General features: G+C 55.3%; 16 protein-coding genes. 8 read left to right on the top strand and 8 right to left on the bottom strand.

Annotation, left to right across the window (positions count from 1 at the left end; genetic code table 11):
• Nucleotides 1–358: 358 nt before the first annotated feature.
• Entirely contained in the window at nt 359–2,635 is a 2,277-nt protein-coding gene (gene rho / locus IEW06_RS01300) for a transcription termination factor Rho (protein WP_188547257.1), read from the top strand.
• Nucleotides 2,636–3,105: 470 nt separating this feature from the next.
• Nucleotides 3,106–3,771, top strand: coding sequence for a DsbA family protein (locus IEW06_RS01295; protein ID WP_188547255.1), 666 nt, complete (start codon nt 3,106–3,108; stop codon nt 3,769–3,771).
• Between the two features lie 19 nt (nt 3,772–3,790).
• Here the strand turns inward: IEW06_RS01295 and IEW06_RS01290 are convergent, their stop codons facing one another.
• The 3 genes from IEW06_RS01290 to IEW06_RS01280 all read right to left on the bottom strand — a co-directional run bounded on the left by IEW06_RS01290 (nt 3,791) and on the right by IEW06_RS01280 (nt 6,252).
• Entirely contained in the window at nt 3,791–4,411 is a 621-nt protein-coding gene (locus IEW06_RS01290) for a hypothetical protein (protein ID WP_187731126.1), read from the bottom strand.
• Between the two features lie 91 nt (nt 4,412–4,502).
• Complete coding sequence (locus IEW06_RS01285; RefSeq protein ID WP_188547253.1) at nt 4,503–5,390, bottom strand: UbiA family prenyltransferase; 888 nt, start codon at nt 5,388–5,390, stop codon at nt 4,503–4,505.
• Between the two features lie 67 nt (nt 5,391–5,457).
• Entirely contained in the window at nt 5,458–6,252 is a 795-nt protein-coding gene (locus IEW06_RS01280) for a class I SAM-dependent methyltransferase (protein WP_188547252.1), read from the bottom strand.
• A gap of 227 nt (nt 6,253–6,479) precedes the next feature.
• Between IEW06_RS01280 and IEW06_RS01275 the strand changes: the two genes are divergently transcribed.
• From IEW06_RS01275 to IEW06_RS01255, 5 genes are all read left to right on the top strand, one after another.
• Entirely contained in the window at nt 6,480–7,133 is a 654-nt protein-coding gene (locus tag IEW06_RS01275; RefSeq protein ID WP_188547249.1) for a hypothetical protein, read from the top strand.
• Nucleotides 7,130–7,426 (top strand): winged helix-turn-helix domain-containing protein, encoded by a 297-nt coding sequence (locus IEW06_RS01270; protein WP_133271841.1) that lies wholly within the window; start codon nt 7,130–7,132, stop codon nt 7,424–7,426. Before IEW06_RS01275 ends, IEW06_RS01270 begins: the two co-directional genes overlap by 4 nt.
• Nucleotides 7,427–7,504: 78 nt before the next feature.
• On the top strand, nt 7,505–9,121 hold the full coding sequence (locus IEW06_RS01265) for a DUF4153 domain-containing protein (protein ID WP_187731129.1): 1,617 nt from the start codon (nt 7,505–7,507) through the stop codon (nt 9,119–9,121).
• A 37-nt stretch (nt 9,122–9,158) separates the two neighbouring features.
• Nucleotides 9,159–9,956, top strand: a complete 798-nt coding sequence (locus IEW06_RS01260) for a ferritin-like domain-containing protein (protein WP_187731130.1) — start codon at nt 9,159–9,161, stop codon at nt 9,954–9,956.
• A 160-nt stretch (nt 9,957–10,116) separates the two neighbouring features.
• A complete protein-coding gene (locus IEW06_RS01255) occupies nt 10,117–12,480 on the top strand; it encodes a transglycosylase domain-containing protein (protein WP_229743024.1) in 2,364 nt (787 codons plus the stop codon).
• A 46-nt stretch (nt 12,481–12,526) separates the two neighbouring features.
• Here the strand turns inward: IEW06_RS01255 and IEW06_RS01250 are convergent, their stop codons facing one another.
• The 3 genes from IEW06_RS01250 to IEW06_RS01240 form a co-directional block, all read right to left on the bottom strand.
• The gene (locus IEW06_RS01250) at nt 12,527–13,447 is read right to left on the bottom strand and encodes a TIGR01777 family oxidoreductase (protein ID WP_187731131.1); all 921 of its coding nucleotides are present in this window, start codon (nt 13,445–13,447) and stop codon (nt 12,527–12,529) included.
• Nucleotides 13,448–13,569: 122 nt separating this feature from the next.
• Nucleotides 13,570–14,277: a GTP cyclohydrolase I FolE gene (folE, locus tag IEW06_RS01245; RefSeq protein ID WP_373285318.1), complete on the bottom strand. Its 708-nt coding sequence runs from the start codon at nt 14,275–14,277 to the stop codon at nt 13,570–13,572.
• Complete coding sequence (locus IEW06_RS01240) at nt 14,240–14,647, bottom strand: 6-pyruvoyl trahydropterin synthase family protein (RefSeq protein WP_187731133.1); 408 nt, start codon at nt 14,645–14,647, stop codon at nt 14,240–14,242. The genes folE and IEW06_RS01240 overlap by 38 nt, the downstream gene beginning before the upstream one ends.
• A 312-nt stretch (nt 14,648–14,959) precedes the next feature.
• Between IEW06_RS01240 and IEW06_RS01235 the strand changes: the two genes are divergently transcribed.
• Entirely contained in the window at nt 14,960–15,670 is a 711-nt protein-coding gene (locus tag IEW06_RS01235) for a DNA repair ATPase (RefSeq protein WP_187310055.1), read from the top strand.
• A gap of 77 nt (nt 15,671–15,747) precedes the next feature.
• Here the strand turns inward: IEW06_RS01235 and IEW06_RS01230 are convergent, their stop codons facing one another.
• Together IEW06_RS01230 and IEW06_RS01225 are read right to left on the bottom strand one after the other, a co-directional pair.
• On the bottom strand, nt 15,748–16,335 hold the full coding sequence (locus IEW06_RS01230) for an inorganic diphosphatase (protein WP_188547247.1): 588 nt from the start codon (nt 16,333–16,335) through the stop codon (nt 15,748–15,750).
• 12 nt (nt 16,336–16,347) lie between these two features.
• Complete coding sequence (locus IEW06_RS01225; RefSeq protein WP_188547244.1) at nt 16,348–19,332, bottom strand: M1 family metallopeptidase; 2,985 nt, start codon at nt 19,330–19,332, stop codon at nt 16,348–16,350.
• Nucleotides 19,333–19,434 lie beyond the last annotated feature (102 nt).

The following is a 19,434-nucleotide window of genomic DNA, read 5'->3' as shown; positions in this document are numbered from 1 at the left end:
CTGACCAGAAGACGCCGCGTAGGTAAATGCGCCGCTGCGAACCATTACGACAGCGCTAATGTCCTTACTATCGTGGCGAATAGCCCGAAAAAAAGCATATCTGATTTGGCGGTTTACCCGTATTAGTCTAACATTGCGACAACAAGCCGGCGGCTGATGCCGGGTCCGCAGTATTTTTTGCTCGCGTACGGCCCGCTTTTATTTCCAGCGCCTCCCGAGTACCCCATTTCCTACGTCTTCTGTGCTTCGCACCGCGCTGCGGTTGCCCTTTATGCCCCGGTTGGCCCGTGCTGCTCCCTATCCATTCTTGTCTGGTATCTCCACCCCCCTTCTGCCCGTTTTCCTCCTAGTTTAGTTTATGTACAATATTGAAGAATTGAAGGACCGTTTGCTTTCCGAGCTAAAAGAAATAGCGGAAGAGCTGAAGGTCGGTAACTTCAAAAAGCTCAGCAAGCAGGATCTGATCTATAAGATTCTCGATCAGCAGGCCATTATTCCCGCCGATCAGCTTCCCCAGAAGATGATAAAGCCCGCCAGCGCTAAAAATGGAGCTGAGCTGCCCTTTTCGGATGTAGCAGAAGCCGATGCTGTACCGGCCGCCGCACCTGCGGCTCCCGCTGCGCGTCCGGCTCCAGCCCGCGCCCGCGCTACCCGTAGTGCCGCTCCAGCGCCTGTTGCTGCTGCCGATGCTGCCTTGGCTGTGGCTCCTGCTGCAACTCCGGCGCCTGAGCTAGCGCTGGCCGATGCACCAGTTGCCGTAGCCGCTCCCGCAGAGGCTACTGTAGCTGCCGACACCGAACTCCTGCCTGACGCGGGTGCCGCCCGGCCCGTAAAGTTGTACCAACGACCTGAGCGCCGCCTGCGCAATGGTGTTGAGCGCACCCGCACCGAAGAAGTAGCACCCACTACGACTTTGAATGGTGTCGCCAATGGCATTGACACATCGGGGGGCGACGTGCCCGCTTCTCTGACGCCGGAAGGTGCCGTAGAGGCTGCTGCCGAGGCGCACTCCGAAACGCCTGCTGCTCCTGTTTCCTTTGCGCCTAATGCACCACGCGAGCCGCGCACCGATCATCCTACTGCCCCCCGCGAGCGCGAATACCGCGACGTCCGCGAGCCCCGCGAACCTAGGGAGCAGCGTGAGCCCCGCACCGACGGCCCGCGCGAGCGTGAATACCGTAACGATGCGCCACGCGAAAACCGCGAGCCGCGGGAATTCCGGGAGCCCCGCGAACCGCGCGATAATAGCCGCGAAAACCGGGAGCCGCGCCCACTACGCGATGCCCCGCGGGATAACCGCGAACTACGAGAGCCCCGCGAAAACCGGGAGCCACGGGAGTTGCGCGAGCCCCGCGAACCAAGAGAAAACCGTGAGCCGCGTGAAAATCGGGAGCCGCGGGAAGGCCGCGACCAGCAGCGCCGCGATGACCGCTTTGCGGCCCGCGACCAGCAGCGCGCCCCGCGCCCTGATGGTGGTCAGCAGCCCGCTGGCCAGCCGCAGCGCCCGCGCAACGACTTTGACATTGTAGTGGATGGCGAAGGCACGCTGGAGCTTATGCCCGATGGTGGCTACGGCTTCCTGCGCTCACCTTTCTACAATTACCTCGCCTCGCCCGACGATATTTATGTGGCACCACAGCAGGTAAAGCAGTTTGGCTTAAAGGCTGGCGACACGGTAAAATGCACGATTCGCCCGCCCCGCGAAGGCGAAAAATACTTTGCGCTGGTTGGGGTAGAAAGCATCAACGGCCGCACGGTGGAAGAAGCGCGCGACCGAATTCCGTTCAACAACCTTACGCCGCTGTTTGCGGAGGAGCGCCTGAAGCTGACGACCAAGTCCAGCCTGCTCAGTACCCGCATTCTGGATTTGTTTGCACCGATTGGCAAAGGCCAACGCGGTCTGATTGTGGCCCAGCCCAAAACCGGTAAGACGGTTCTGTTGCAGGAAATTGCCAACGCTATTTCCGAAAACCACCCCGAGGTTTATCTCATTATCCTGCTGATCGATGAGCGGCCGGAAGAGGTAACGGATATGGCGCGCTCGGTGAAAGCTGAGGTGCTTAGCTCTACCTTCGACGAGACGGCCGACCGCCACGTGAAGATTGCCAGCATTGCTTTGGACAAAGCCAAGCGCCTTGTAGAGTGCGGCCACGACGTAGTTATCCTCTTGGACTCTATTACCCGTCTGGCCCGCGCTTACAACACGGTGCAGCCGGCTTCGGGCAAAATTCTGTCGGGTGGTGTGGATGCCAATGCGTTGCACAAGCCCAAGCGTTTCTTCGGTGCGGCCCGTAACGTAGAAAATGGCGGCTCGCTGACCATTATCGCCACGGCACTGATCGAGACTGGCTCCAAAATGGACGAGGTTATCTTTGAGGAATTCAAAGGTACCGGCAACATGGAATTGCAGCTGGACCGCAAACTGGCTAACAAGCGCATCTTCCCAGCCATCGACGTACCAGCTTCCGGCACTCGCCGCGAAGACCTACTCATGGGCAAGGAAGAACTCAGCCGCATTTGGGTACTGCGCAAGTTCATGTCCGACATGACTGCCGTAGAAGCTATGGAATTCCTGAAAGACCGCATCAAAGACACCAAGAACAACAACGAGTTCTTGATGTCGATGAACGGCTAACGTGTTTCTTAAATATGAAAAAAGCCCCCCGGATACTATTTGGGGGGCTTTTTTGTGCTTGCAGATTGGTTGTACCATCAAGTAAAAAGTCAAGTACATGAACCGACTTAAGTTCTTGAATACTTTGTCAACATGATTCGGTATACGATGAACCAAAACACACAGAATACCACAGCCTGCGCTAACAAAATTTCAGCATAATTATCAGGCTCCATATATGCTATTCCAAAACCAATGAAGCTAACTGGTAGTGTTACCAACAATCCTAACATTACCCAATCCCCATAGAGTGGAGGGTATAGGCATATAACACTTGCTGTTCCTAGCCCGACGTATAAAAATGATAGAGCAAATGAGCTTTTGAGAGCACGGTTCTGCAAATCATTCATATTGTCAATCAATTACAAAGGCAGGAATGAGTAAATATATCAGCATTTGCACCACGCCCGCACAAGGCGGTACTTTGAAACATGGAAAACACGCCCGACCTCCCCGAACTGCTGTACATCTTTGATCCGCTTTGCGGCTGGTGCTATGGCATGACGCCCGTAATCCAGCGCGTGCGCACCGAAATGGCGGGCCAGATTCAGGTGTCTGTGCTCAGCGGTGGGATGGTGACCGGCGAGCGAGTAGCTCCTTTGCGAGCCAAGTGGAATTACATCAAAAACGCCCTACAGGATGTGGAGCGGGCGGCTGGAGTGCGTTTTGGTGAAGCGTATCGTATGTTAGGAGAGGAAGGCAGCGTTATTCAGAGCTCCGAGCCACCCTGCCGCGCCCTCACCGTTTTTCGCCAGCTGAATAGTGACCCCAGCCGTGTCATTGATTTTGCCCACGACATCCAGCAGGCGCATTATTTTCATGGCTTGGATTTGAATGACCCAGCTATCTATTCGGCGCTGATTGCCCCTTATGATGTGGATGCAGCCGAGTTTGAGCGCCGCTTAGTGCTCCCCGAAACAGCCACGGCGACCCGCCAAGAGTTTGCGGCCGTGGAGCGCATTGACGTCCAAGGCTTCCCAACGACGATACTGCGCGTGGGCCAGCAGGGCTACGTGCTGGCGCGGGGTTTTCAGCCCTATGAAGCCTTCAGCAAAGCCGTGCGACAGGCCTTGCAGCAGGCTGCAGAAGAGCAGTAATGCAACTTTAGACTGCGTGTCAGCCGCCGATGCTGCCAATTCGTACCACCTGCTGTTTGATCGGCGACCAGGCAATACGGCGGCCGTCTTCTTTGCCAACTAAATACTGAAAGCCAATGGAATCGGGGCGGCGGCGCAGGTCGTCCCAGGTGGTGCGGTCGATGGTGCCGGCTTGGTAAGTGTCTTTGGCGGTAACGGCCGGCGTGCGGAAGTTTTTGTCGGCAAAAAACTCGTCCATGCGGCGGCGCACAAATGCTTCGCGCTCAGCCTGCGTGGCGGTGCTGTTTTTCATCTCATACACCATCGACGCCTCCAGATCGGCGGCAGAAAGCACCTCCCGAAAAATCGTTTCGCCACTGGAATTGGTGATGGTAAAAGTCGCTTCGCCGGCCAGCAGCGAAGGACCGCGCAGCACCAGCTTAAATTCATCGTCGGTGGAAGGGGAGGAAAAGCGTCGCCGCCGCTGCACCGTTTTGAGCGTGTCCGATTGAGCATTGACGGCTGGCGCGCGGGTCGTGTCCATGGGCTCGGCCGGAGCAGTCGCACTCGCCGTATCCGACGACTCTATCTGAGTGGAATCGGGCCGGGAGCATGCTCCGAGCACTATGAGCAGGAAAGCCGAGCATAGGAAATGACGCATACGAGAGGCAATTGGAAAGCTGTTTCCAATACGGAATAGGTTGAATTACTGTTCTGGGGGGCTTTTTTAAAGCGAATCTCTGCGTCGTTCTCTACTGCACTACCCAATGCCGCAGCACCAGCATCAGGACGAAAGCCGCGCTCAAACACAGCGACGACACTTGGTTCATGCGCATGGTGCGCTCAAAGCTGGCCGCAGCCGCATCGGACCAAGCCAGGAAAGCCCAGCGGCTGAATAAAGCCACTACCGGCCCGGTCGCCACCAAGAAGATCAGCAGGTTGCGTAGTTCGTCGCGCTGCCAATAGGTAAAGCCCAGGAGCGCGGCGCCGAACAGCAACCCCACCGCCGCAAACACAAACGTACCCCGAATGCCCAGCACGAGGCTCAGGGTTTGGTCGCCGCGCTGCCGGTCTTCTTGGTGCTGATATACCTGTGTCAGCGGATAGGAACCGCACAAAAACAGCGTACTCACCAAGGCCAGCAGTAAGTTGTCGGGGGCCAGAATTTCCTCAAATTTGCCCCCCGCGCCCACTTGCGTCATCAGAAAGGTGAAGGCGCCCTGAAACACAACGACGACCAACGTACTCAGAAATGGGTACTTCTTCAGCCGGATGCCCTCGTAGCTATAGGCTTTGGAAATAAGCAGATACACGACTACTAGCCCTGCAAACAGCGGGCTGAGCAGCCAGGCGCCCACCACCGCCAGCATATCAAACAGCCACACCAGATGCAGCAGCTCCTCCGATACCTTGGGGGGCTTTTTGAGGCCACCGATGCTGCCTTCGTCGCGGTCGTAATAGGAGTTGTAGCCGTTGGAAGCCGGGTAAGCCAGCACATGTAGCACCACAAACACGCCCGCCGCCCGCCACAAGCTAAACGGCTCACGCAAGGCACTCAGCCCAAACCAGAATACCGGCATCAGGTACACGGAGAAGGGAATGCGCAGCAGCGGCACAGCACGGCGGTAAGCAAGAAGCATGGGAGCGATTAGGTAGCAGTTGCCTGATAAGGTAGAAAGGTAAGCGGAGTTACGCTGCCATTTGGCCCTAGGCCTTTTTTGGCCAGCCCACTAAGTACGTGACCTGCGAGCCCGACCAGTGCTTCACTTTACCGGCCCGCCACTCAAATTTGCCCCCCAGATCGGCTTTACATGCTAAGGCCAGCAGCCGATCCGTTGGGTACATGCGCAGAATGGATACGGTGCCGTCCCAGATGGTGCAGAACGGGATCAGGGGAATAATGAAGGTAAAAAACAGGCGGCTCAGCCGAAAGGGCGGCATAAATGGCGTGGCCATCACCTGCATAATTGGCAAAATCGTCCAGGCCAGCAGGATTTCGTGCCAGTGCTTGCCGGCGCCCTCAAACACCCCAATTCCGGCGCCTTGCCGCACGGCATCGGCCAGAATAGCTTCGGCTGCGGCGGGCGTGAAATGATGAAAAGCGGAAAAGATGGTTCGAAAGCCGGTAAGATGCGCGGGCACCGCCGTCGCATCGACGGGCGTAATTTCGTAGTCAATTTGCCCCCCAGAGCTTTCCCTGATGCTCTGCCAAGCGCTGGGCTGCGGGTATAAGTCGGTGAGCGTAACGCGCAGATCGGCCAGGCCGGGCAGCTGGCCCAAGGCCCGCGCCACGCCATCGGTGCCGCCGCCCGCGCCCGCACCCAGCTCAAGCACATGAAGCTGCTGGGTTTGCTGAAGCGCCTCCCGCAGCACCGGCACCAGCGGCTGATAAATGCCTAAGTGGCTGGTCATGAAGCGCAAGTAGTCCATCATGCCCGCCCGGATAACACTTGGAAACCAGGCTTGGTCTTCAAACTCGAAAAGGTGGAGGCGGAGCTTCAAGCAGTCAGTTGGTTAAGATTTTCAAGATTGCTCAACCGCCGCATGAAGTGCTGTAACGGATTGGCAGGCTGCGTAGGAGTTGTTTTGGCCCTGTTCCAACGTAATTTGCAGCGTCGAGTCGCTTCCGGTTTAAAAATATATTCTTCAACAAGTAGAATCAGCTCTGATCTTAGTTGCGAATCAGGGCAAACTTGACCAGCTTTGCAAAACAAAGTACTTTTGTCGATATGAATCCAGCCGTCGATCCGCTCGCCCAACTTACCGAGATCCGCGCCATCATGGAGCGCTCGTCGCGTTACTTGTCGCTCAGCGGCCTTTCCGGTATTGCGGCGGGGGTTGCGGCCTTGGCAGGTGTGGGAGTGGGGTATTGGTATCTGGGCCAGAAGTATGGTAGTACGCAGGACTTTGTACGCATCATGCAAAGCTCAGAGCAAGAGCGGGTTGCAACGCTGCCATTTCTGCTGATGCTTACGGGGGGCATTATTCTGCTGGCTTTGGGTGGTGCTTACTACTTCACCCGTCGACGGGCCAAGCAAGACAGGGTGCAGCTGTGGAGTCCTTTGGGGCGGCGGCTGGCCTTGAGTCTGGCCATTCCGCTGGTGGCTGGGGGGCTTTTTTGCCTCGCTATTTATCTGCAAGGCGCGGCCGGACTGGTCGTGCCGGGTATGTTGCTGTTTTATGGTCTAGCTTTGCTGAACGCCAGTAAGTACACCTTGGAAGAAATCCGGTGGCTGGGCCTCACCGAAATTGCGCTGGGGCTGGTGGCGGTTTTATTTCCCGGCTACGGACTGATATTCTTTGCGCTAGGCTTTGGTCTAAGCCATATCATCTACGGCCTGATCATGTACAACCGTTACGAACGGACTGCCCGCGCCCTGTGAAGCACAACATTCACATTCTCAATAAAGCCTTCGACCACCGCGTGCGCCTGGGAGTGATGGCTGTGCTGCTGGGTCAAAGCGACCCGGTAAGCTTCAATGAGCTAAAAGAAGCCCTCGACCTGACCGATGGCAACCTGGCCAGCCACGTAGCCGCCCTCGAAAAAGCAGGCTATGTAGAGGTGAGCAAGCAGTTTGTAGGTAAAAAACCCAATACGACCTATATGCCCTCCAAGGAAGGAAAACAGGCTTTTCAGGAGCATCTGAACGCATTAGAAAAATTGCTGCGGGGGTAACGCTCTTTTTTTGCTCATTAACTTTGAAATACAAAGTTCTTTTAAAATGTCAAATTTATTCTAGCCGCCTTATTCGCCATGGAAGTTTCCACCAATTTTCCACCCGCCCGCTCCGATTCGTCGGTTGCAGCCCATCGGCTTACGCTTACCACTTTGCAGAAAGTGGCCATACCCGTCGGGGCAATCTGGTTTTACACATTGTTCTGGCAGGAGCGGCCCGCCCTGAACGTGCTCCTGTATACCCTGTTTGTGCTCACCGTTGGGCTGGTGGAGTTGCCGCGCCACGCCCCCCAATGGCGTTCTACCGGCTTCCGGCTTACGCTGGCCGGTACGATACTCAGCGCCGCGCTGGTGGCTTGGTATGGCTCCGGGGCAGCATTTTTAGCTTGGCTGGCCTCTTCAGCCATGTGGCTTGGCTACCGCAACCAGCCTCACTTAAAGCTGGTAGTCTACGCGCTACTGACGGCCGTTAGCAGCGCCATTCGCGCAGTGCCCAGGCTGGCGCAGCTGCTGGTATTGCCACGCAGCCTGGATGGGCGCGTAGAACGGGCTTGGTTTTACGGCCGTCTGCTCGTGCTGCCGTTCGTGGCGCTTTTAGGGTTTCACATCCTCTTTGCCATCGCCAATCCTGTATATAGCGCCCTGACGGAGCGGGTGCTGAACGCAATAGGGGAGTGGGTAGAGGCCTTTTTCGAGATTTTCTCGATACCGCACTTCCTGTTTTTCCTGTTTGGCTTGGCCCTAACCGGGGCGGCGCTCGTCATCGTGCCGGTGCACTACTTCGCTGATAAGGAGTCCCGCTTCGGTGAGTTCATTCTGCGCCAGCGCGACCGAGTCGCTTCCTTCGCCGTGCGCCGCCCCGACTTCCGGGCCAAACGCTTTCGGGCGCTCGATTTGCGCAAGGAATATATCGTGGCCCTCAGCATGTTCGGTCTGGTAAACGTGTTGCTGCTCGTCGTCAATGGCGTTGACATCAACTGGATCTGGTTTGGCTTCCAGCCCTCCCCCGGCTTCGACCTTACTCAATTTGTGCACGAAGGCACTTATGTGCTCATTCTGAGTATTCTCGTGGCGATGGGTATCGTGCTGTGGTTTTTCCGCCGCAACCTGAATTTTTATGAGCAGGGTCTGCCACTGCTGCGCTGGCTAGCGACGGTGTGGGTGCTGCAAAATGCCGTGTTGGCCGTGTCGGTGGGGCTGCGTAACTACTATTACATCCTCTACACGGGGCTGGCTTACAAGCGAATTGGGGTGTATTTCTTCCTGCTGCTCACGTTTTTTGGGTTGGCCACGGTGCTGCTCAAAATCTGGCAGCGCCGCTCGGCGTACTCGCTGGTTCGCATGAATGGGCTGGCGGCTTATGTGCTTATGCTGGGACTGGCCTGCGGCAACTGGGAAATCTGGATTGCGCGCTACAACCTGCGCCCCGAGCTGCACGAGCTCGACTACGGCTTCCTACTCAACATGCCCGACCGGGTGCTGCCCACGCTGGCAGCCCAACCCGAGGTGCTCACCCAGCGTCACCTCGTGCACGAGTATTACGGCAGCTGGATAGAGCTCAAGCCCGATGATGCGGCGCAACGGCTTCAGCAACGCCTGGCCCGGTATAAAGAAAGGCAGGAGGCTCGCAAGTGGCCCAGCTACACCTACGCCGATTGGCGAGCCTATCAGCAGCTGACAGCCAATAAGCTATAAGTCGCAACTCATTCTACTGTATTCTAACTATATATCCATGACTTTCTCCGATTGGGCCAACTATTTCAGTGCCAACCAAGACCACCTCGACGACCTGAGCTGGGACGACAGCTACCGCCTCACCGAGCGCGAATTGCGCGCTATTCGCTACTCGCTGCCGCAGTTTCAGCAGGGTGAGCACTCGGAGGGCAAGCATCTGTACCAAAAAGCCAAAGACCTCGGCGACCCTGACTATGTAGCCGCCATCCGCCTTTTTATCAGGGAAGAGCAGGGCCATGCCCGCGTATTGGGACAGTATATGGCCATTCACCAGCTGCCGCGCTTATGCAAGTCAAGCGCCTTAGACAAAGTGTTTCGCTGGCTGCGGCAATGGGCCTCGCTGGAGCACACATTGCGGGTGTTGCTGACGGCCGAGATTATTGCGGCCGTATACTATCAGGCACTGTATCAGGCTACGTATTCGGGCTTGCTGCAACAAATCTGTCGGCGTATTCTGCGCGATGAAGAAATGCACCTGAACTTCCAGTGCTTTACCCTGACTCAGATTACGCAAGGCCAAAGCGGGCTGCGTCGCTGGGCCACGCGCCAGGCCTACCGAGTACTGATGGCCGGCACTACGCTCGTTGTGTGGCTCACTTACCATCGCACGTTGCGGGCCGGAGGCTTCGGACTGCTGGCTTTTGCCGACGCGGTGAGCGTAGAGTTTGGGCGAGTGGAAGACATGCTGGCCACGCCGGGGGGCATTTTTGTGCGCCCAAAAACGCAGGAGCCTACTGTTTTGGTTAAAACTAGTGCTCCCCGCCGCCCAGCAAGTGTCGCATTTCAAGCTCACTAAAGGGGCAGTAATTCGGAAGCTAATTGAACCAGAGCGCGTAACAATGTGGTTTCATCGGGAAGTCTGGCTGCGGGGCCGCGCCTAGTTGGTATATTTGCGTATCCGTCGTCGGTGCCTTCTGCTAGGAGTGGCCCCTCGGCCGCCACGTGTTTTGTTCTGCATGTCCGCTTCCGAATCGCCCAATTCTGTACAAAAGCCGCGTCGGCGCTGGCCTAATATCCTGTCGCGCATGGCGTGGGGGGCTTTTATTATAGGGCTGGGCGTCTTTCTGCTCTATCCTATTCTGGTCAGCACCAACTTCATGTTTCTCTTTGGCAAGTCGCCGGGGCTGGAGGAACTGGAGAACCCGAAAGTGGAAAAGGCTTCCGAGCTGTACACTTCCGATGGCGTACTGATTGGTACTTATTTCCGCGAAAACCGCTCACCTATTCCGTTCAGTAAGATTTCGCCTCTGCTGGTGAAGGCCCTGATTGCCACCGAAGATGCGCGCTTCTACGAGCACGCCGGCATCGACCCACAAGCTATGGCCGGCGCGGTTTGGGCCGTAGTGCGCGGCGAAAAGCGCGGCGGCAGTACCATTACGCAGCAGTTAGCCAAAAACTTATACAAAACCCGCCGGGGCGAGACCAGAGGCGCACTGGGTTATATTCCGGTGGTGAGTACGCTCATTAGCAAAACCAAGGAGTGGCTGACGGCCGTGGAGCTGGAGCGCCGCTATACCAAGGAGGAGATTCTGCGCATGTACTTCAATACGGTGGAGTACGGCTCGCAGGCCTTCGGTATTAAAGTGGCCGCCAAAACCTTCTTCAGCACCTCACCCGACAGCCTCAAGCCCGAAGAAGCGGCCATGCTGGTAGGTGTACTGAATAATCCAACAGCTTATAACCCTCGCTTTCACCCCGAAGCCGCGCTCAAGCGCCGCAACCTGGTGCTAACCCGAATGGGGCAGGCTGGACATTTGAGCGCCCAAGTCGTTGATTCTCTGAAAAAAAGCCCCCTGGCGTTGCGCTATCAGGTAGATAAGCACTTCGACGGGCCAGAGGCATACTTCCGTGGGGCCGTAAGCCAGACGGTGAATGAATGGTGCGAGAAGAACGGCTATGACATGTACCGTGATGGCTTGAAAATCTATACCACCATCGATTCGCGCATGCAGGCCCACGCCGAGGAATCGGTATTGCAGCGCATGAAGGTGCTGCAACGGCAGTTCGATAATTTCTGGCGCAATAGAGGCGGTAATCCGTGGGTAGATGATCAGGGGAAAGAAATTCCCGGTTTCATTGAAACCCAGATGAAGCGCACCGATCAGTACAAGCGGCTAGCTGAGCGCTACAAGGGCCAGCCCGCCCGCCTGGATTCGGCCTTGAACGCGAAGCGCCCGATGAAGGTGTTTACTTGGAAAGGCGACGGTGACACGACACTCGTCATGTCGCCTCTCGATTCGCTGGCATACTACAAGAAGTTTCTGCACGCCGGCATGATGACCATGGACCCCTTCACGGGCCACATCAAAGCCTGGGTGGGCGGGCTGAACTACCGCTTTTTTCAGTACGACCACGTAAAGCAAGGTCGTCGGCAGCCGGGCTCTACGTTCAAGCCGTTCGTTTACTTAACGGCTCTCGACAATGGGTACACACCCTGCGACCGTATCCGCGACGAGCGTGTAACCATTCGTTACGTGGAGAACGGCAAAAACATGGAGTGGAAGCCCAACAACGTAACCCGCGAGTACTCCGGCTCCAACATGACGCTGCGCCACGCTATGGCCCGCTCCATCAACTCCGTCACGGCCCAGCTGACAGAGCTAGTAGGATGGGAGAACGTGGCCAAATATGCTCACAAAGTTGGTATTCGCAGCAAGCTGCTCGATGTGCCCAGCATTGGCTTGGGCTCGGGGGGCGATGTGAGCGTGTACGAAATGGTAAACGCCTACAGCACGTTCGTAAACAACGGCTTCCGTACCGAACCTTTGCTCGTGACTCGCATTGAGGACCGCAACGGCAACGTCATCAAGCAGTTCGATCCTAAGCAAAAGCGCGTTATTCCGGCCGAAACAGCCTGGCTTATGCTTCACATGCTGAAGGGCGGTATGGAAGAACCCGGTGGTACGTCACAAGCGTTGTGGGAGTACGACCTGTGGAAGAAGGGCAACGAGATAGGGGGCAAAACCGGCACTACCTCCAACTATTCCGATGGCTGGTACATGGGCGTAACCAAAGATTTGGTGAGCGGCGTGTGGGTAGGCGGCGAAGACCGTAGCATTCACTTCTTCCGCTCTCAGCAGGGCGAAGGCAGCCGGATGGCGTTACCCGTTTACGGCACCTATATGGAGAAGCTCTATAAGGATAAAGACCTGGATATAGAGTATGGCCGTTTTCCTCAGCCTACTGTTAAGATATCGAAGAAGTACAACTGCGTAACGCCTGCCCCGCGCCGCATCGTAGAGCCCATAGATTCGCTGGTCGCTGATAACCTGCTGGAAAAGCTTAACGCAGGCACTATTGCCATACCCGACAGCTTGTAAATCAGGATAGTCCATCATACAACGGAGGAATAAGAACTGCTGATTCTTATTCCTCCGTTGCGTAAAATGACTCCAGGGCGCCCTTCAGATTGGGGTATTCAAACGTGAACCCTTGTTTCAGTACCTTTTCGGCGCTTACCCGCTGTGAGGCCAGTACGATTTCGCTCATCTCGCCCATCATCAGGTTCAGGGCAAAAGCAGGCACCTTGGGCAGCACCAAGGGTCGATGCATTACGTCCGCCAAAGTTTCAGTGAAAGTTTGATTGGTAACTGGGTTCGGCGACACGGCATTATACGTGCCCTGCCATTGCGGCTCGTCCAGCATCTGAATCAGCAATCGACATAAGTCGTCGAGGTGAATCCAGGACATAAACTGTTTGCCTGAGCCCAAGGCAGCTCCAGCCATAAGCTTCACGGGTCGGGCCATTTGGGGCAGCGCGCCGCCTTCCGTGCTGAGCACAATACCAATGCGCACAACAATGGTCCTGATGCCCAGCGCTTCTACTTCATGGGCCGCTTGCTCCCACTTCCGGGATACATCAGCCAAAAAATCATCGGAGGGAGTATTGGGGGGCGTTTCTTCGTTTACAAGCTTGTCGCCGCTATCTCCATAGATACCGATAGCCGATGCTGACAAAAAAGCCCGAACGTGGTGTTCGCCTTTCGCCAGCTCTTTTGCCAATAGTCTGGTACCATCTAGGCGGCTTTCCAGAATCTCGCGCTTTCGCTCGTCAGTCCACTTTCCATCCGACACACTCGATCCGGCCAGGTTAATAATGTAATCGGCGTAGCGAATGGCGGCGGGGTCCAGCGTATCGTGGCGCGGATCCCAGCGGAAAGTGTGGTAGTGGCTGGCGCCGGTTTGGCGGCTGAGCAGGGCCACTTCATAGCCCGCATCAATGAGTAGTTCGGCGAGACGTGTGCCAATTAGGCCCGTACCGCCGGTGATGAGAACTTTTTGGGACATACTAATGGGTGTTGCCTATTGCAGTCTGGCACTTACGTGTTTGGTCAGCAAAAGGTGTTGGGCAGATGAGGTCGTGAATGGGGATGCAAGCTAATAGGCTGCCGACAACTCACAACCAGAATTTACTTCCCAATCAACCGCAGGAACTCAGTGCGAAGCGCCTGGTCGCGGTCGAAAGCCCCGCCATACTCGGCCGTAAGCGTGCTACTGCTGGTGTCGTTCACGCCCCGGCTCATTACGCACAAATGATCAGCCTCAATCAACACAGCCACGTCGTTGGTGTGTAGCGTGTTTTTTAGCTCCTCGGCAATCTGCCGCGTCAGGCGCTCCTGCACCTGCGGGCGGCGAGCGTAATACTGCACCACCCGATTCAGCTTCGAGAGGCCAACCACGTGCTCGCCGGGCAGATATGCCACATGCGCTTTTCCAATGATAGGCACAAAGTGATGCTCGCAGCAGGAGAAAAGAGTGATGTCACGCTCCACCAGCATCTGATGATATTGGTAGCGGTTGTCAAAAAGTTTTACATCGGGCTGATATGCAGGGTTGAGGCCGCGAAACCACTCGTGTACATACATTTTGGCTACTCTGCGCGGGGTGCCCTTCAAGCTGTCATCGTTCAGATCGAGGCCTAGCAACGTCATGATTTCGCGAAAATGATCGGAAATGCTTGCTATTTTCTCTTCCTCACTTAGCGTAAAGGCATCGGGGCGCAGGGGGGTGCGCAGGTCAGCCGGCAAATGGGCATCGTTTGGGACGGGGTGGTCCGTTGCGGCAACTGCGGGCACGGCGTTATCCATGGTATTCAACAAAGTTGCGTTCGGTCTCATATAACGTGACCGATAAAAGTAAATGGGACTCAACATGAGCCCGTAGCTTTTGCCAAATCACTACGGCGATATTCTCGGCCGTGGGGTTGAGGTGGCGAAACTCTTCCGTATCCAGGTTGAGGTTACGATGATCAAAGGTATCCAGAATCTCGCGCTTAATCAGGTCGCTTAAGCGCTTCAGGTCATACACGTAACCCGTTTCCGGATCAATCGCGCCCGTGAGGCGTACGATCAACTCGTAGTTGTGGCCGTGATAGTTGGGGTTATTACACTTGTCAAATACTTGCTGATTGCGCGCATCATCCCAGGCAGGATTGAAGAGCCGGTGGGCAGCGTTAAAGTGTTCCTTACGACAGACGGTGACTTGCATAGTGCTTGCTGAACCACGGGTGTAGTGATTTGTTCAGTCCACTTCGGTTCGGACTATTTATTCTACGATCAAAAGGACTTTAGCGGCGAATGAAATAGTTGGCATCGCCTTGTAAGTCAGTCGCTGCTCATATTGTGGTAGTAAAGCTATAAAGGTTATGACTTAATAAACAAAAGTGTCAATTCTTGAAAAAAAACAACTTAAAGGGTATGTAGTAAAGGGTAGTCTGGTATAGATTTGGCGTAGTGAGATTTGAGACAGCAACACAATCTTTCTACTAATAACTTTTTCTTCAACCCTTTTCATTCATATATGAAACAAGGTGTACTACTTACTCTGCTCCTGAGCTTCATGCTGACGGTAACTGGCTACGCCCAGAAATCGCCCGTTGATGAAACGGATATGTCGATCAAAGGCATTCCTCGCAAAGGGCAACGCATTTCCTTGCAGCTTGAAAGCAAGCGCGTAGAAGAATCATGGGCTAAGCGACTGAACGAGAGGTTTGGTAGCAAAGTAAAGAACGACAAAGGCGTGTATTCGATGGAGGGTGTCACGATCGATGAGATCTCTAAAACGCCGGTTCGGGTATTCAGCAAAATTGATGCTACCCCTACAGGTACTACCATCTGGTGGGCCATTGACTTGGGCAATGCTTACCTCGACAGAACGGCTACTCCCGTACAATGGAGCGCCGCGGAAAAGTACCTAAAAGACTTTGCTCGTCTGCTCTATCGTGAAGACTTAGCAGTGCAGGTAGCTGAGGCTGAAAAGTCTCTGGTTATTTCACAGAATAATCATAACGCTGTAATTGCTAAGGCTGACTTGGTAAGAAAGGATATCGAGAAAAATAAGGCTCGCAAAATGGAGATTCAGCAGGAACTGGCCAAAAATGCCGCCGAGCTTCTCCAGTACAACAACGTAGTGGACATGAACCTGAAAGAGCAGGAAGCTGCCCGCGCCGACATTGTAAACATGCGCGTAGCCCTGGAGGCTGTAAAGGATCGTATGAACAAGATTGAGTAGCTTATACCAAGCACGAAAAAGCCCCCCAGAGTTTGTCTGGGGGGCTTTTTCGTGCTCTACCCTTCCCGGAAGCTTTCCTAGCGCATTACACTACGCACATGTTCGACGGCCGCCTGTTCGTCTTTCCAGCCCATAATGCGCACCCTGCCAAGAGAGGCCCGGTGCTGAAACCAAAGCCGCAGTATCTGTTGGGCGGCCGGGTAGCGCTGGGTAAAATCAGTCCAGGTTCTCGTCTCTGGTAAGATCTGCTGGCTGGGCCGGGCTGGTACCGCCAACACTACCCGCTCCAAAGCGCCGGCATTATCAAGCACCACCAGGCCAATGGGCAGCACTTCCAGCACCGTACCTGCCGGCTGACTTGCCGCCAGCACCAACACGGGCAGCGGAAATCCAGCTGCGGTGCTGGTACCCGGCACAAAGCCATAATTACCAGGATAAGGCAAAAACTCCAGCACTCGGTCTTTGCCCGCCCGCTGCTGGGGGGCAAATTCGTGAGTGGCTGCATCGTAGCGACGCTCAAGGTTGGTGCCCGCCGGAATCTCAATGACAGCTTGAAGCAGCTTTCGCTCAGATGAGAAGGTCGGTAACTCGGCGTAGTCGGTTTGGCAACCAGCTACGCCGAGACCAATCAGAAGGCTAACTATAAGTCGTTTGGCTCCCTGCATCAATACTTGGACTTACTTAGCTAGCTGCTCATCGAGCTGGCGGAAAGGGTTGAGTTGATCTAGGCGCAGCACGAAGCGTATCCGATCAGTAAAATCCTTGCGGCTGCTAGGCAAGCCATTCTCATACTGAGAGCCGGCCACGGGCAGATAGAACTGGAAGATATCTTTGATCACCGGAACGACCAAGCCTGCATCGTAGAAGAAATTTTGCCCCCCACGGCTTTCGTATACTGTAAAGTTTTCCTTCATAGCCCCAAAATCTGCGAAGATGCCTAGGCCTGTTACTGGCAGATCAGCTTGCAAGTTAAGGGTGCTAAGCCAACGCTGACTTGCTACTGAAATCTGAACTTCATTGCCTACAAAAGCTTTGAAAGCGCCGTCGCGGTCATCAGTTTGGTGCGTTTGGGCGGTAAAAGCATTCGAAATCTGCTGACGATCTAAGAAGGCAGTTTGGCGGCGGTAGTCGGGGCTGCCGCTCAGACCAATGACGAAAGGTGCGTCGTTAGCTTTTTGCAGGAAGCGTCCTCCAAACAACCGGGCCTGCACGCGTTTCTTCGGCGAGTAATAGCGGCTATACGAAGCTGAAGCGCGCAACAGCGTAGCTTGCAAAGACGAGCTTTCAATCGATAAATCCGGCGTGAGTCGGTTCAGCTCCACGCTGGCTGACCAGCTTTGCAGGGCGTCACCAGCCTGCACCTGATACAGCAACGTCTGGATGCTGCTGGTCACATCAGAATCCTCGTTGCGCACGGAAGTGTTAGCAAGTTGGACCATGTGCTGGGGGGCATTATACGCCGACTTAGGCAAAGTCAGGGTCAAGCTAGGCTCCACCTTTACATAGCGTTCGAAACGTTGTACCGTTACGCCGGTAATGAGCTGGCGAGCGGTTTCCTTGGGCAAAATGTTCAGATTAAGCGTGCCGATACCGTTCAGCTCATTGCGATTGAAGCTGTACATTGGCATCGCCAGGTAGCTCAAGCGCTTGGGAACCAAAGGGCTGCTATAGAAAGCCGCCCCCAGCATGAGCTTGTCGGAAGTATTGGCTCCCAGCACCGGCGCCCAGTTGATGGCAGCACGGTCCCAGCGCTCCACACTTACGAGGGGTCGGAAACGCAGCGGCTCCAGGCGAGGCAAGCTGCCTTCCAGCTTGAGCTTGTCGTCGCGACGGTTGAGCTGGGGCGTCAGGTAAGCTGGATCAATGACGACAGCGGCAACGCCCTCACGCCGGAAGTCAAGCTGGGTTTCCTCATCTTCTTCGCCGTTGCCAAATACAGGCGTCCATTGCGTTTCAATCACCTCGCCCTGAGCGTTAAGCGTAGCTACTGGCACGGCAAACGGAGCGGGCGAGTCGTTGCGAACCAGCACCTTTACCTGGTCATTAGTCACCTGTATATCGCCGACAGCGGCATTGTAGCGGGTGGTGTTTTGAAGCATGTTCTCAAAAAACCAGTCCAGCTGCTGGCCGGTGCTTTCTTCAAATGCCGTCTGCATGTCGGCAGGAGCGGGGTGCTTGAACTGCCAACGCTGGTAGTAGGCGCGCATGGCAGCATCAAACTTCTCCTGCCCCAAGTAGCCAGCCAGATACTTCAGCAGGGAAGCCGTTTTGGTATAAACGATAATACCGTAGTTGATTTTGCCGTACTCCGCCGCACTCGGGCCGCTTACTGCCTGATCGAGGCCCCGGCTGGCTGAGGCTTGATACGGCACTTGATTTAGGGCCGTCGCATTTAAGCCTTCCACCCCCAGAATAGTAGAAGCTTTGCCCGATGTCAGTACGCTTTCAAACATACCTGCATTCGGGTTGTCGCGCTCCGCCACCCGGTTTTCAATGTAAGAGTTTACCCCTTCATCCAACCAAGGATAAGCCCGCTCATTGGAGGCCAGAATACCGTAAAACCAATTGTGCCCTACCTCGTGCACAATGGCCGATGGCATCGTAACGGTTACCATGGGGTATTCCATGCCTGAACCGGCACTCAGTGCCCCGTCTACGGCCGTAGCGGCGGTGTACGGGTACTCACCCACCCACTGTGAATAGTAGGTGACAGCGTCGTTTACGTCCTGTAGCCCTTTTATCCACTTCGCCACATCCTTGTTCAGGAACATAACCCAGGTATCTACCTGCTTGCCCGAAGGCAGCGTGACGGCGCTCTTGAGCACATTGAACCGCTTATCGGCAAACCACGCGAAGTCGTGCACGCGGTCCTGCACGTAACGAAGCGTTTTCGTCTCCGATGCAGAACTCGGGAAGGTCAGGTCTTTGCTATAGTCTTCAGCCTTTTTGGCGGCCGTGGCGGTAGCAAGCTGCGTTAAGCGCGCCTGCTCTTCCGCGTTTTGCAGCACGCCGGTGGCACCTACGGTATAGTTCGCGGGTAGCGTAATGCGCACATCAAACGAGCCGAACTCGGAGTAAAATTCACCTTGGTCAAGGTAAGGCATCGGGTGCCAGCCCTGGCTATCGTACACCGCCGGCTTCGGGTACCACTGCGTAATCTGGTACGACTGCTCTACGTGACCGAAGCGCGAAAAAGAGGCTGGAATCTTTACTCGAAAAGGCGTTGTAATCGTGATTTTGCCCCCCGGAGCCAATGGTTGGGGTAAGGCTAGCTTTGCCATATCGGCGTGCTCCGGATCGAAGCTAAGCGTAGCAGGTTGGCCGTTTACTTTGAAATCAAGCTGGTCAATGAAGCCGCGCTGGTCCTGGGGGGCAAATTGAAACTTCCGGCTGCCGTTTCGCAATTGCTGCTTGGCAAAAGCTGTGGTATTGTCGCGGTACGCATTGGGCCAGAGGTGAAACCAGATGAAGGTAAGCTGATCGGGCGAATTGTTGGTGTACTGAATTTCCTCCTGGGCCGTGAGCGTGTGATGGCGGTCATCCAGGGTAACATCAATGGAATAATTGACTTCCTGCTGCCAATAACTGCCAGGTGAAGTGCTCTGCGCCGATAGCGCCAGAGGAAGAAAAGCAAGCCAGCAGCTGGCTAATAACTTTTTCATGCAAAGAGAAAAGTGTAACGAGCGAATAAATGCGGGACGAAAGTACGCGGTCGGCCTCAGAATGTCGTGTCACAACCTTTGTAGCGGTCGGTCCGTTTTCTC

This window comes from Hymenobacter qilianensis (assembly GCF_014638675.1).
In the GTDB taxonomy this organism is placed as follows: domain Bacteria; phylum Bacteroidota; class Bacteroidia; order Cytophagales; family Hymenobacteraceae; genus Hymenobacter; species Hymenobacter qilianensis.
This window is presented reverse-complemented; position numbering and strand designations above follow the sequence as displayed.